Source organism: Stagnihabitans tardus (assembly GCF_009925085.1).
GTDB lineage: Bacteria > Pseudomonadota > Alphaproteobacteria > Rhodobacterales > Rhodobacteraceae > Stagnihabitans > Stagnihabitans tardus.
This window is the reverse complement of the sequence record NZ_JAABNR010000004.1, coordinates 187,277-199,776: the sequence shown is the minus strand read 5'-3', so window position 1 is coordinate 199,776 and position 12,500 is coordinate 187,277. Positions and strand designations below refer to the sequence as shown.

Here is a 12,500-nt window from a genome sequence, read left to right as displayed (position 1 = left end):
CGCGTTCTCGTGCGCCCTTTCGCTTTGCCACGCGCCCCTTCGCAGTGCCGGGCGCCCTTTTCCTCTTCGCAAGAGTCTTGCGCCGTAAGGCGCTCCGCTGGATCAGCGCTTCCGGGCGATCTCCACCACCGCCAGGGTCAAGAGCCATGACCCCCAGGCCGTGACCTGGTAGGTCTCCGCCACAGTCCAGCCCAGGGCCATCAGCGGCGCCATGATGACCCGCAGGCTGACCGCGGCAAAGGTCAGCGCGACGGAGCGCAGCATCCAGACCCGGTGCGCCGCGAAATCCCCCCGCCGCGCCGCCGCGATCCCAAGCGCCGTCGTCGCGATCCACAGCACGGCGAGCACCCCAAAGCCCCACCGCGCAAGGTCCGAGGCCACCGAGACCGGCAGAAGGCTCAGCGCGGCGATCCCCGCCACCAGAACCGAGACCCCATAGGCCCGCCCGGCCCAGCGGTGCAGCGCGCCCTTCGCCCGCCGCAGTTGCAGGGGCACCAGGGCCAAGGCGATGGGCGCAAAGATCACATGGCCCCAGACCCCCAAAGGCACATCGCGAAGATATGCGCCCATCTCCGGCATCACCAAATCCATGGGCAGAAAGAAGACGCGCCACGAGACCAGCGCCACCAAAAGCGCAGGCAAAGAGAGCGCCCAGAAAACCGGACGAGACATGGAAGACTCCTTGACAGTGTAAAGCCAGCCCTTTCTGCGGCACTCGCTTGACACTGTCAAGCGGCTTTGCGAAGAAAGGTCATGGATGAACTCTCGCTGCGCGAAAGGCTGATCGAGGCCGGGATCGTGCTTTTGGAACAAGACGGCATGGCAGGCATGAGCCTGCGCAAGACGGCTGCCCTGGCCGGGGTCAGCCATGCCGCCCCGGCGCATCACTTCGACGGCCTCCCCGGCCTCCTGACCGCCATCGCCGCCGCCGCCTTCGGGCGCTTCGTCACCGCGATGGAGCGTGCGATCGCCGCAGCCCCGGGCGATCCGGTGAGCCGGTTGCGGGCGACCTGCGCGGGCTATCTCGACTTCGCCGCAAGCCATGCCGGGCTCTTCCATGTCATGTTCCAGAACCCCCAGGTCTGCCGCGAGGACCCCGACCTCCTGGCCTCCTCGGCCCGGGCCTATGACCTCTTGCGCCTGGCCTGCGCCCCCTTCGCGCCCCAGCGCGACGAGACTTTCGAGACCGCCGTCTGGTCTCTGGTCCATGGCTATGCGCTTCTGGGCTTTGGCGCCCAGGTCGGGCAGACCCGGGGCCAGCTTCGGGTTCCGGGCTTTTCCGCCTGCCTCGACCACCTGATTGCAGAAAATCGCAAAGACCCCCTTGCGCGCCCCCAAAGCCCGGACTATTAGACGCCCCACGGAGTGCGGGCGTAGCTCAGGGGTAGAGCATAACCTTGCCAAGGTTAGGGTCGAGGGTTCGAATCCCTTCGCCCGCTCCAGTGAAAAGGACGCCCCCAGGGCGCCCTTTCGCTTTGCCGCGCGCCGTTTCGCTTTGCGTGCGCCCTTTCGCTTTGCCACGGGCCCTTTCGCTGGGCCACGCGCCCATTTTCGTCTTCGCAAGAGTCTTGCGCCTGCCAAGGCGCTCCGCTGGATCAGCGCTTTCGGGCAATCGGCGGCGCGGGCCGATCCCGCCGCATCCTCCATGGGGCCAAGGCCCGCCCACACCCACCGGATTCTCGGCCACCCCATCGCTTTTCCCTTGGGACTCCAGCAGCTTCCGCTATTCTCGGGCAAGGGAAAACGGGGGGAAAGATGCGCCATATCGCGGTTCTGGACATCGGCAAGACGAATGCCAAGGTGCTGCGGGTCGACCTCGCCACCGGCGAGGAAACCCGGGTCTTCAAGACCCCGAACCTCGTGCGCCCCGCGCCCCCCTATCCGCATTACGACACCGAGGCGCTCTGGGGCTTTTTCGCGGCCAGCCTCAAGGCCCTGGCCGCAGAGGGCCCGGTCGATGCCATTTCCATCACCACCCATGGCGCGGCGGCGGCGCTGGTCGATGGCGCCGGAGCGCTGGTGCTGCCGGTGCTCGACTACGAATTCCCGGACCCCGGCGAGGACGCCGATTACGCTGCGCTCCGCCCCGGTTTCGCCGAGACGGGCTCGCCGCGCCTGCCCCTGGGCCTGAACCTTGGCGCGCAGATTCACTGGCTGGAACGGCACCATCCGCAGGCCTTCGCCCGCGCCGTGCATTGCCTGATGTATCCCCAATACTGGGCCATGCGCCTGACCGGTGTCGCGGCGTCCGAGGCCACATCCCTGGGCTGTCACACTGACCTTTGGAGCCCCTGGGAGGGACGTTTCTCCTCCCTGGTGCGCGGACGCTGGGAGGGGCTTTTCCCCGAACTGCGCCCAGCCTCGGACCATGCGGCGCTCCGCGATGACCTGGCGGCAGCCTGGGGCCTGCGCCCCGGTCTTCCGGTGCATTTCGGCCTGCATGATTCCAACGCCTCGCTTCTGCCCTATCTGGCCGAGGCGGGGCCCTGTGCGGTGGTCTCCTCGGGGACCTGGATGATCTGCATGGCGCTGGGAGGGCAAAGGGTGGCCTTGGACCAAAGGCGCGATGTGCTGATCAACGTGAATGCCAAGGGAGAGCCCACCCCCACCGCGCGCTACATGGGCGGGCGGGAGTTCGAGGAGATGACCGGGGGCCAGGTCGTGGCGGGCGCCAAGGGGGCGGTGCCGGTGCCCCTGCCCTCGCGCCATCCGGAATGCGGGCCCTTCCCCGGTCTGTTGCAGGGCGCGCTGCCCTCGCAAAGCCCGGAGGACCGCACAAGGTCTGCCAGCTGGTATGCCGGTCTGATGACGGCGGAATGCCTGGGGCTGATCGGGGCCGAGGGGCCGATCCATGTCGAGGGGCCCTTCGGGGCGAACCTCGACTTCGCCCGCATGCTGGCCACGGCGACAGGCCGCCCGGTGATCGCGGCGGGCCAAAGCGCGGGCACGGGTCTTGGCGCGGCGCTGCTGGCGGGTCCGATCCTCGCCGCCCGCTCCGAGCGCGCACAGATCCTGCCCGATCCGGCGCTTGTGCCGGTGGTCGAGGACTGGCGCGCACAAGTGGCAGAGCTCTGGTCCCAAACCTGACAGGAGGGCTGTCCGGCAATCCGTCAAGGGCGCAAGCGCCCTCTCCGTCTTGCCGGAGGGAGCGGCGCTGACGCGCCGTTTTTTTGTGCTCGACTTTCACGGGTCCCCAAATATCCCGGGGGAGGTCTGGAGGGGCCCCGCGGGTCCCTCCAGGCGGGGGGTCCGGGGGGCGGCAGCCCCCCGGCCTCCTCCCGGAGAAAACCACGGCCTTTCAGGCCGGGGTTTTCTCCGGGACCCCGCTCACTCCATGTAGAATGTCTCGACCAGCGGCACCGCCATGGGTGAGCCATCCGGGTTGGTGCGCATGATGTCGCCCATATGGGCCCACCACTTCTTCATCACGGGATGGGAGGGCAGATCCTCCATCCGGTGCCCTTCGGGCCGCTCCAGGTAGCCGAAGAGCACGCCGGTCTCGCGGTCGAGGTGGATCGAGTAATTCGACACCCCCACCGCCTGCAGAAGCTCCACCAGCTCCGGCCAGATCGCGTCGTGGCGGCGAATGTATTCCGCCTCCATCCCCGCGTTCAGATACATCTTGAAAGCGTGGCGCATCATCCCCTCCGCAGCCTTTCCCACAGGTTCGGCCCCAGGACCGAGACGATCAACAGGATCCCGATGACCCCGGTCTGGATATGCCCGGTGATATTGGTCAAAGCCATGCCGTTCCTCAGGTTCAGGATGATCAGGATCGACAGGATTACCCCCGCCATCGAACCCTTGCCGCCAAAGATGCTCACCCCGCCCAAGAGAACCATGGTGATGATGTCGAGCTCGAAGCCCACCCCGGCATCGCCCCGCACCGAGCCGAGCCTTGCCGCATAAAGCACCCCGCCCAGGGCCGCCATGCTGGAGGCCATGAGGAAAAGCGTTGTCTTCACCCGCGCGACATCCAGGCCCGAGAACCGCGCCACCTCGGCATTGGTGCCGATCACCACGACCTGCCGCCCAAAGCCCGTGCGGTGCAGCAGCACCCCCAAGCCCACGGCGAAGATCACGAAGAGCCAGAGGCTCAAGGGGATCGGCCCGAGGAAGCCCTTTTGGCCAAGGTCGGTGACCCACTGGGGGAAATCCCCCATGCTCTGATCCTTGACCAGGATCCGCGCCACGCCGCGAAAGCCGATCAGCATGGCGAGAGTCACGACCAGCGAGGGTATCCCCACCCGCGCGATCAGGACCGCGTTGATCAGCCCCGCCACCGGACCCACGGCCAGCGCCGCCAGGATCGCCAGGGGCGCCGCGACGCCGATATGGACCAGGTAGCCGAAGACACAGGCCGCCAGCCCCAGGACCGAGCTGACCGAAAGGTCGATCTCGGCATTGATGATCACCAGGGCCATGACCAGCGCGATGATGATCTTCTCGATCGACAGCTGGAAGAGGTTGATCTGGTTCTGCAACGTCAGGAACTCGGGCGCGAGCATGGCATTGGCGACGAGCGTCAGGAGGAAGAGGAAGGCCAGCATGCCCTCCCAGGATTTCAGCTTCATCTCAGCTCTCCTTCCGCGACAGGCGGCTCAGTTGGCGCGACATGAAGGTGTCGACCGTCACCGCCGCCATGATCAGGAAGCCTAAAAGCGCATCACGCCAGAATTCGCTCACCAGCTCCCACCTTGTGAGCGAATTGTCGATCGTGTCCACGAGGACCGTGCCGATCACGACGCCGACCATGGAGCCCGAACCGCCCAGGATCGAGACCCCGCCGACCACGACGGCGGCCACCGATTTCAGCTCGAAGCCCATGCCGGCGACGACCGTGATGTTCCCGAACTTGGCGAGGAACAGGAACCCCGAGAGCCCCGCCAAGGCACCCGAAAGGACAAAGGCCAGAAGCGTGACCATGGGCAGATTGATCCCCGCCATGACCGCCGCGTCGGGGTTCGACCCCACGGCAAAGAAGCGCCGCGCGGCCCTCAGGCGGCTGAGGCAAAGCCCCATCACCACCGCAGAGGCCAGGGCCAGGACCACCGTCACCCGCACATCAATGCCGAAGATCGAGAAGGCATTGGCTTGCGGCAGATCGACCAGCCATTGCGGCAGGCTTGCCGTCGTGATGGTCCGTGCGTCGGAATACTCGACCAGGAAGGAGCGCAAGAGCGCCAGCGTCCCGAGCGTCACGATGATCGAGGGCACGCGGCCCCAGGCCACCAGGATGCCATTGATCGCCCCGATCCCCGCGCCGATCCCCATGGCGAGGCAAAGAACCAGCACCGGATGCAGCTCTGGGTGGCCGGAGAGGTAATCCCCCGTCAGATAGGCCACGACCCCCATGGTGGACCCGATGGAGAGGTCGATGTTGCGCGTGATGACCACGATGGCCTGTCCCACCGCGATGGGCAGGATCACGGCGGCCGAAGTCGAAATCCGCGTGAACATCCGTTCCGACAGATAGCCGTCGATCTGGGTGGAGAAAAACAGCACCGTCGCCAAAAGCGCCGCTGCCAGGGCCAGGATGCGCAGGGTCTGAGGATGCATCAGGCGGCTCCCTTCATGTCATGTCCGGCGGCCAGGCCGATGACGCGTTCCTGTGAGGCCTCCTCGATGGGCAAAAGCCCGGCCTGGGTGCCCTCGCGCATGACCAGCACGCGGTCGGCCAAGGCCAGGACCTCGGGCAGGTCGGAGGAGATCACGATGACCGCGACGCCCTGCCCGGCCAGCGTGCGGATGATGTTATGGACCTCGGCCTTGGCGCCGACGTCGATGCCGCGCGTGGGCTCGTCGAAGATCAGGATGCGCGGCTTGGTTTCCAGCCACTTGGCCAGCATGACCTTTTGCTGATTGCCGCCCGAAAGCTTGCCGACCTCGACCCGCGTATCGGCGGATTTGATCGCAAGCTGCTTGCGGTAGGTCTCGGCCATGGCGGTCTCTGCCTTGGCGTTGATCAGGCCGAAGAGGCCCATCAGTTTTCCAAGGCTCGCCAAGGAGATATTGGCGAAGATCGGCAGCGTCATGGCCAGGCCCATCTTGCGGCGGTCCTCGGAGACATAGGCGATCTGGTGGGCCATGGCCTCGGCGGGGGTGCGGATCGTGACGGGCGCGCCGTCGATCTTGATCTCGCCCTCGGTGGCAGGGGCGATGCCGAAGAGCGCGAGCGCCACATCGGTGCGCCGCGCGCCAACGAGGCCAGCGAAACACAGGACCTCTCCGGCATGGACGGTGGCGTTGATGCCGCGAAAGACCCCTGCCCGGCCGAGGCCCTGCATCTGAAGCACGGGCGCGCCATGGGGGCTCGCCTCGGTCTTGACGGCGAAGCTGTCAATTGCGCGGCCCACCATGTCATGGACCAGGCCCTCGGGCGTGACCTCGGCGATGGGCTTGGTGGAGATATGGCTGCCGTCGCGGATCACGGTCACGCGGTCGGCGATCTGAAAGATCTCGTCCAGGCGGTGGGAGATATAGATGACCGAGACGCCTTGCGCCCGCAGCGCCCGGGCGATGTCGAGGAGGCGGGCCACCTCATGGGCCGAAAGGCTCGCGGTGGGCTCGTCCATGATCAGGACCTTGACGTTCAAGCTCAGCGCGCGGGCGATTTCAACGGTTTGCTGCTCGGCCAGGGTCAGGCCGCTGGCCGCGCGGCGCACGTCGAGCTTCACGCCAAGCTTGGCCACCAGGAGATCGGCCTCGGCATAGAGGCGGCGCCAGTTCATCACGGCGCTCTCGGCCCGGTTCGAGATGAAGATGTTCTCGGCCACATCGAGGTCTGGAAAGACCATGGGCTCTTGATAGATGGCCGCGATCCCGGCGCCTTGGGCGTCTTGCGTGCCGCGCAGGGTGACCGCGACCCCGCCAACGCGGATCTCGCCCCGGTCGGGCTGATGGACCCCGGTCATGATCTTGATCAGCGTGGATTTCCCCGCGCCGTTCTCGCCCACGATGGCGTGGATTTCCCCGGGCTCGATGGCCAGGGACATGTCCTTCAGCGCCTGCGTCGCGGCAAAGGATTTAGAGACGTGCTGAAGCTCCAGAACGGTCACGGCGGCCACCAATGTCAGGGAAAATGGCGCAGGCGCGCCGGGAGAGGCGGGGCCCGGGGGCCCCGCCAGATGCCTTACTTCGAGGCGGCTTCGACGTTGTCCTTGTTGTAGACCGTGAAGGGCCCCATCAAGACTCGCTTGGCGCCTTCGCGGCCCGGATCGGCCTCGATGGTGAAGTCACCCATGCGGCCCGCGGTGAAGGTCTCGCCGACCTCGCCCTTGATCGCGCCGGTGGCCAGGAGGTAGGAGGTATAGGTGGTCAGATACCCCAGGTCGACGAAGGACCAGAGCGCAAACTCCGGCGCGCAGCCGTTCATCGTGTAGGAGACCATCTCGGCCGGCAGACCGAGGCCCGAGACCTTGACCTTCTCGCAGAGGCCCTCGTCCTGCATGGCCTTGGCGGCGGCGACGATGCCAACCGTGGTGGGGGCCATGATGACCTTCAGGTCGGGATACTTGTCCACGAGGCCAAGCGCCTTGTTGTAGGATTCCTCGGACTGGTCATTGCCATAGACGACATCGACCAGCTTCAGATCCTTGTACTTGGCATCCTCGGCCAGGACCTTCTTCATCGCCTCGATCCAGGCGTTCTGGTTGGCGGCATCCGGCGAGGCCGAGAGGACCGCGAATTCACCCGCGCCGCCGGTCATCGACATGACCATATCGGCCATGACCGTGCCGATCGAGCCGAAGTCCACCTGCGCCACGAAGAGCGATTCGCCCTTGCCGCTCGGAATCGGCGAGTCCCAGGTCACGACCTTGGTGCCAGCGGCCTGGGCGGCCTCGGCCACGGCGGCGATCTGGTCACCGGCGTTGTTGGACAGCATGACCACGTTCTGCTTTTGCGTCGTGGCGGTGGTCAGCATCTCGATCTGACCGGCAGCCGAATTCTCGGGGGTCGGCCCGATATACTGATAGGTGCCGGTGCTGCCGAGCTCCTTGGCGGCTTCCTGGGCGCCGCGATCCGCCTGGTCGAAGGGCAGGATGCCGAGGAACTTGGGCAGAAGCACCATGTTCACGGCCTGGCCCGGCGTGGCCTTGACGGCTTCGGCCATGACGGCCGAAGACATGAGGCTGGCCACCAGCCCCAAAGCGATACCAAGTTTCGTCATAGTCTTCCTCCCTATGAGCGCGGCTTTCATGCCGCTGACAGTTTAGCCTCCGCAGGATCGGCGATCAGGACCTCCACGCCCTGAGACCGAAGCTGTTCCCTCATCGCCCGGGGGATGCCCGGATCGGTGATGACCGTGTGAACGCGCGAGAGCGGGCAGACGACCATATTGCCCCGCGCTTCGAATTTCGTGGAATCCAGAAGGATGATCAGCTTTTCGGCGCGGGACAGGAGCTTGGCCTCGGCCCGCGCCACCAGGGGATCGCTTTCGATCACCCCCATGGGCGTCATCGCGTAACAGGACATGAACATCATCGAGGCCGCGAAATGCTGGATCGCGTCCTCGTCGAAGGGGGAGAGGATGATCCCCGCCTCGCGGTAGACCTCGCCGCCCGGGACCACGACGCGGTTGGCGGAATGGGCGACCAGCTCTTGCGCGATGGGGAAGGAGTTGGTCAGGACCTGCATCCGGTGCGACCGCAGACGCTGCGCCATGAACCAGGTGGTGGAGCCGGCGTTCAGGATGATCGAGGCGCCGTCCTCGCAGAGCAGGGCGGCCCGGGCGGCGATGGCCTGTTTCAGGTCGGCATTGGTGGTCTGGCTCGCGCCAAAGGTCGGCGCGGTCAGCTCGGTCTGGCCCGAGGCCACCGATTCCGCCCCACCATGGACACGGCGCAGCTGGCCGGTGTCCTCAAGTTTCGCGAGGTCACGGCGCAGCGTGGCCACGGAAGCACCGGTCACCGCCACCAGGTCGGTGACCCGGACGATGCCGCGCTCCTTGAGGCGGTTCAGGATGAGTTGCTGGCGTTCACGTTCTAACATGCCAGTGAGGCTAGTCAGAATCGCTCATATACGTCAAGAAACAATCGCAATGCTGCACTGCGGAAGATTTTCCGCGATGCAGAATGGCGCTTTGTGATTGACGTTGATCGTTTTACGGGCAAGGCTGCGCCAAACCCCTTCACACGATGGATGCCATGACCGACATCACCCTGCCCAACCTTTGGGATGCCAGCAAAGCCGCGACGATGGATGAGCCCGGCAAGCTTCTGTATCGCTCGAACCTCCTGGGCTCGGATTTGCGGATCACCAATTTCGGCGGCGGGAATACCTCGGCCAAGGTCAAGGCGCGCGACCCGCTGACCGGGGAAGAGGTGACGGTGCTTTGGGTCAAGGGCTCGGGCGGGGATATCGGGTCGATGAAGCTGGATGGCTTTGCGACGCTTTACATGGACAAGCTCGCGCAGTTGCGCGCGCAATATCGCTCACTCGACCAAGAGGATGCGATGGTCGATGCGCTGGGGCATTGCATCTTCAACCTGAACCCTCGCGCGCCTTCGATCGACACCTGGCTGCATGGTTTCGTGCCCAAGGCCCATGTGGACCATGTGCATTCGGATGCGGTGATCGCGATTGCGGCTTGCGCGGAACAGGTGCGGCTGACGGAAGAGATTTTCGGCGGCGAGATCGGGTATTTGCCCTGGCAGCGGCCGGGGATCGACCTCGGCATCAAGCTGGGGGAGCTTGCGGTCTCGCGGCCCGATCTGAAGGGGGTCGTGCTGGGGCAGCATGGGCTGTTTACCTGGGCGGATACGGCGGAAGACTGCTATGCGCTGACCTTGGAAATCATCAACAAGGCCGCCGTCTGGCTTCGCGAGCATGGGAAGACCCCCGCCTTCGGCGGTGCCATAGTCGAAGCTTTGGCGCCGGCGGAACGCGCGTCCGTCGCCCGGCGGTTGATGCCCTTGATCCGGGGGCGCATTTCCAAGGGCGAGATGAAGGCGGGGCATTTCACCGATGCGGCGCCGGTGCTGGAGTTTGTGAACTCGGCGGCCTTGGCGGACCTGGCGCCGATGGGGACCTCTTGCCCCGACCACTTCCTGCGCACCAAGATCAAGCCCCTGGTCGTGCCGCATGATGTGGATGAGGCGGGTCTGGATGCGCTGCTTGAGGGCTATCGGGCGGACTACGCGGCCTATTACGAGCGCTGCAAGCACGCCAATTCCCCCGCCATGCGCGATCCCAATGCGGTGATCTACCTGGTGCCGGGCGTGGGCATGATCTCTTTCGCCAAGGACAAGGCGACGGCGCGGATATCGGCGGAGTTTTATCTGAACGCGATCAATGTGATGCGGGGGGCTTCTGGCGTCTCGGTCTACCAGGGCCTGCCCGAGCAGGAGGCCTTCGACATCGAATACTGGCTTCTGGAGGAGGCCAAGCTGCAGCGCATGCCCAAGCCCAAGAGCCTTGCGGGGCGGGTGGCTTTCATCACGGGCGGGGCGGGCGGGATCGGCTCGGCCACGGCGGACAGGCTCTTGCGCGAGGGCTGCAATGTCGTCCTGGCCGATATCGACCAGGCCAGCTTGGATGAGGTCGTGGCCGGGTTCGGCAAGAAATACGGGCGCGATTCGGTGCGCGGGGTCTTGATGAACGTGACCTCCGAGGCGGCGGTGACCCAAGCCTTCGAGGCCACGGTTCAGGCCTATGGCGGCGTCGATATCGTGGTGAACAACGCGGGGATCACCACGGCGGCACCGGTCGAGGATACGACTTTGGCCATGTGGAACAAGACCATGGACATCCTGTCGACCGGCTATTTCCTGGTCGGCCGCGAAGGGTATCGGATCATGAAGACCCAAGGGATCGGCGGGTCGATGGTCTTTATCTCCTCCAAGAACGGCGTGGCGGCGAGCCCTGGGGCCAGCGCCTATTGCACGGCCAAGGCGGCGGAGATCCACCTTGCGCGCTGCATGGCGCTGGAGGGCGCGCCCATGGGGATCCGCGTCAACGTGGTCAACCCGGACGCCGTGCTGAGGGGCTCCAAGATCTGGGCGGGGGAGTGGAGCCAGCAGCGCGCGGCCAGCAACAAGATCAGCGTCGATCAGCTGGAGGACCATTACCGCAAGCGCAGCCTGTTGCAGCGGTCGGTCTTCCCCGAGGACATCGCGGAGGGGGTCTATTTCTTTGCCTCCGACCTCTCGAACAAGTCGACCGGCAATTTCCTGAACGTGGACGCGGGCAATGCCGTGTCCTTCACGAGGTAAGTCATGATTTCCAAGGACCTGATCGGGACGAAGAACGAAGCGGCGCGGGTGGCGCATGAGGATGATTACGGCAGCCTTGGCCGCCAATTGGCGCGGCGCGGGGTGGAGATCGAGACCCTTACCGCGCGCGCCATGGCCTGGTCGGTGGCGATCCCGACCTGGGGCGTAGGGACCGGCGGCACGCGCTTTGCCCGCTTTCCGGGTCTGGGCGAGCCGCGCAACATCCATGACAAGCTGGCCGATTGCGGGGTGATCCAGGCTCTGACCAAGGGGACGCGGACCGTCTCGCCCCATATCCCCTGGGACAAGGTGAGCGATTACAACGCTTTGCGCCAGGAGGCGGCCTCTTACGACCTGGGGTTCGATGCGATCAACTCCAACACCTTCCAGGACCAGCTGGACCAGGAGGCGACGTATAAATTCGGCTCGCTCGCGGCGGCTGATCCCAAGGCGCGGGCGCTGGCGGTTGCGCATAACATCGAATGCATCGAGATCGGGAAAGCGCTCGGGTCGGGGGCCCTGACGGTCTGGGTCGGCGACGGCACGAACTTTCCGGGGCAGCAGTCGCTGGGCGGGATGTTCCGCAATTACCTCGAGGCCATGGGCGAGATCTATGCCGCCCTGCCCCCGCAGATGTCGATGTTCATCGAACACAAGATGTATGAGCCGGCTTTCTACTCGACGGTGATCAGCGATTGGGGCTCCAGCCTCATGGCGGCGCAGGCCTTGGGGCCGCAGGCCAAGTGCCTGGTCGACCTCGGCCACCACGCGCCCAACACCAATATCGAGCAGATCGTGGCGCGGTTGATCCATGTCGGCCGCCTCGCGGGCTTCCATTTCAACGATTCGAAATACGGCGATGATGACCTCGATGCGGGCTCGGTCGATCCTTTCCGGCTCTTCCTGGTCTTCAATGAACTGGTCGAGGCCGAGGGGGCGAAGGGCTTCGATCCGGCCTATATGATCGACCAGAGCCACAATGTGACCGACCCGATCGAGAGCCTGATGGGCAGCGCCATCGAGATCGCGCGGGCCTATGTCCAGGCCTCGCTCGTGGATCGCAAGGCCCTGGCCGAGGCGCAAGCGGCCAATGACGTCCTGGGCGCGCATCGGATCCTGAAGGCGGCTTACCTCACCGATGTCTCGCCGATCCTGGCCGAGGCGCGGGTGCGGCAGGGCGGCGCGCATGACCCGATTGCGACCTATCGCGCCAGCGGATACCGGGCCGAAAAGGCCGAGGAGCGGCCTATGGTGAAGGGCGCCTCCTCGGGCATCGTCTGAGGGCAT

At 65.5% G+C, this 12,500-nt stretch carries 11 protein-coding genes and 1 tRNA gene; 5 read left to right on the top strand and 7 right to left on the bottom strand.

The genetic code is table 11. The features are described from left to right. Positions 1-102 precede the first annotated feature (102 nt). On the bottom strand, positions 103-672 hold the full coding sequence (locus tag GV832_RS05835) for a DUF2306 domain-containing protein (protein ID WP_168773892.1): 570 nt from the start codon (positions 670-672) through the stop codon (positions 103-105). A gap of 81 nt (positions 673-753) precedes the next feature. Here GV832_RS05835 and GV832_RS05830 point away from each other — a divergent pair, with 81 nt between their 5' ends. From GV832_RS05830 to GV832_RS05820, 3 genes are all read left to right on the top strand, one after another. Further along, entirely contained in the window at positions 754-1,353 is a 600-nt protein-coding gene (locus GV832_RS05830) for a TetR/AcrR family transcriptional regulator (RefSeq protein ID WP_168773891.1), read from the top strand. Between the two features lie 14 nt (positions 1,354-1,367). Next, positions 1,368-1,442 (top strand) — tRNA-Gly (locus tag GV832_RS05825). Between the two features lie 313 nt (positions 1,443-1,755). Then, positions 1,756-3,087 (top strand): FGGY-family carbohydrate kinase, encoded by a 1,332-nt coding sequence (locus tag GV832_RS05820; RefSeq protein ID WP_168773890.1) that lies wholly within the window; start codon positions 1,756-1,758, stop codon positions 3,085-3,087. 240 nt (positions 3,088-3,327) lie between these two features. On the opposite strand, the gene rhaM is transcribed toward GV832_RS05820, so the two are convergent. The 6 genes from rhaM to GV832_RS05790 all read right to left on the bottom strand — a co-directional run bounded on the left by rhaM (position 3,328) and on the right by GV832_RS05790 (position 8,991). Beyond that, positions 3,328-3,642: an L-rhamnose mutarotase gene (rhaM, locus tag GV832_RS05815; protein WP_168773889.1), complete on the bottom strand. Its 315-nt coding sequence runs from the start codon at positions 3,640-3,642 to the stop codon at positions 3,328-3,330. Next, entirely contained in the window at positions 3,639-4,574 is a 936-nt protein-coding gene (locus GV832_RS05810; protein WP_168773888.1) for an ABC transporter permease, read from the bottom strand. The genes rhaM and GV832_RS05810 overlap by 4 nt, the downstream gene beginning before the upstream one ends. A 1-nt stretch (position 4,575) precedes the next feature. Then, positions 4,576-5,559, bottom strand: coding sequence for an ABC transporter permease (locus tag GV832_RS05805; protein ID WP_168773887.1), 984 nt, complete (start codon positions 5,557-5,559; stop codon positions 4,576-4,578). Beyond that, a complete protein-coding gene (locus GV832_RS05800) occupies positions 5,559-7,058 on the bottom strand; it encodes a sugar ABC transporter ATP-binding protein (protein ID WP_354001927.1) in 1,500 nt (499 codons plus the stop codon). The genes GV832_RS05805 and GV832_RS05800 overlap by 1 nt, the downstream gene beginning before the upstream one ends. Before the next feature lie 74 nt (positions 7,059-7,132). Beyond that, entirely contained in the window at positions 7,133-8,170 is a 1,038-nt protein-coding gene (locus tag GV832_RS05795) for a rhamnose ABC transporter substrate-binding protein (RefSeq protein WP_168773886.1), read from the bottom strand. Between the two features lie 26 nt (positions 8,171-8,196). Beyond that, entirely contained in the window at positions 8,197-8,991 is a 795-nt protein-coding gene (locus GV832_RS05790) for a DeoR/GlpR family DNA-binding transcription regulator (protein ID WP_168773885.1), read from the bottom strand. Between the two features lie 146 nt (positions 8,992-9,137). Here GV832_RS05790 and GV832_RS05785 point away from each other — a divergent pair, with 146 nt between their 5' ends. Both GV832_RS05785 and rhaI read left to right on the top strand, forming a co-directional pair. Beyond that, positions 9,138-11,213 carry a bifunctional rhamnulose-1-phosphate aldolase/short-chain dehydrogenase gene (locus tag GV832_RS05785; protein WP_435531741.1) on the top strand — a complete coding sequence of 692 codons (2,076 nt, stop codon included), beginning with the start codon at positions 9,138-9,140 and terminating at the stop codon, positions 11,211-11,213. Between the two features lie 3 nt (positions 11,214-11,216). Then, positions 11,217-12,494 carry an L-rhamnose catabolism isomerase gene (rhaI, locus tag GV832_RS05780; protein ID WP_168773884.1) on the top strand — a complete coding sequence of 426 codons (1,278 nt, stop codon included), beginning with the start codon at positions 11,217-11,219 and terminating at the stop codon, positions 12,492-12,494. The last annotated feature ends 6 nt before the right edge of the window (positions 12,495-12,500 follow it).

What these genes read in the sequence shown, in the direction of transcription:
- GV832_RS05820 (WP_168773890.1), top strand. Translation starts at nt 1,756, where the DNA reads ATGCGCCATATCGCGGTTCTGGACATCGGCAAGACGAATGCCAAGGTG.
- GV832_RS05810 (WP_168773888.1), bottom strand. Translation starts at nt 4,574, where the DNA reads ATGAAGCTGAAATCCTGGGAGGGCATGCTGGCCTTCCTCTTCCTCCTG.
- GV832_RS05790 (WP_168773885.1), bottom strand. Translation starts at nt 8,991, where the DNA reads ATGTTAGAACGTGAACGCCAGCAACTCATCCTGAACCGCCTCAAGGAG.
- GV832_RS05795 (WP_168773886.1), bottom strand. Translation starts at nt 8,170, where the DNA reads ATGACGAAACTTGGTATCGCTTTGGGGCTGGTGGCCAGCCTCATGTCT.
- GV832_RS05830 (WP_168773891.1), top strand. Translation starts at nt 754, where the DNA reads ATGGATGAACTCTCGCTGCGCGAAAGGCTGATCGAGGCCGGGATCGTG.
- GV832_RS05835 (WP_168773892.1), bottom strand. Translation starts at nt 672, where the DNA reads ATGTCTCGTCCGGTTTTCTGGGCGCTCTCTTTGCCTGCGCTTTTGGTG.
- GV832_RS05785 (WP_435531741.1), top strand. Translation starts at nt 9,138, where the DNA reads ATGGATGCCATGACCGACATCACCCTGCCCAACCTTTGGGATGCCAGC.
- rhaI (WP_168773884.1), top strand. Translation starts at nt 11,217, where the DNA reads ATGATTTCCAAGGACCTGATCGGGACGAAGAACGAAGCGGCGCGGGTG.
- rhaM (WP_168773889.1), bottom strand. Translation starts at nt 3,642, where the DNA reads ATGATGCGCCACGCTTTCAAGATGTATCTGAACGCGGGGATGGAGGCG.
- GV832_RS05805 (WP_168773887.1), bottom strand. Translation starts at nt 5,559, where the DNA reads ATGCATCCTCAGACCCTGCGCATCCTGGCCCTGGCAGCGGCGCTTTTG.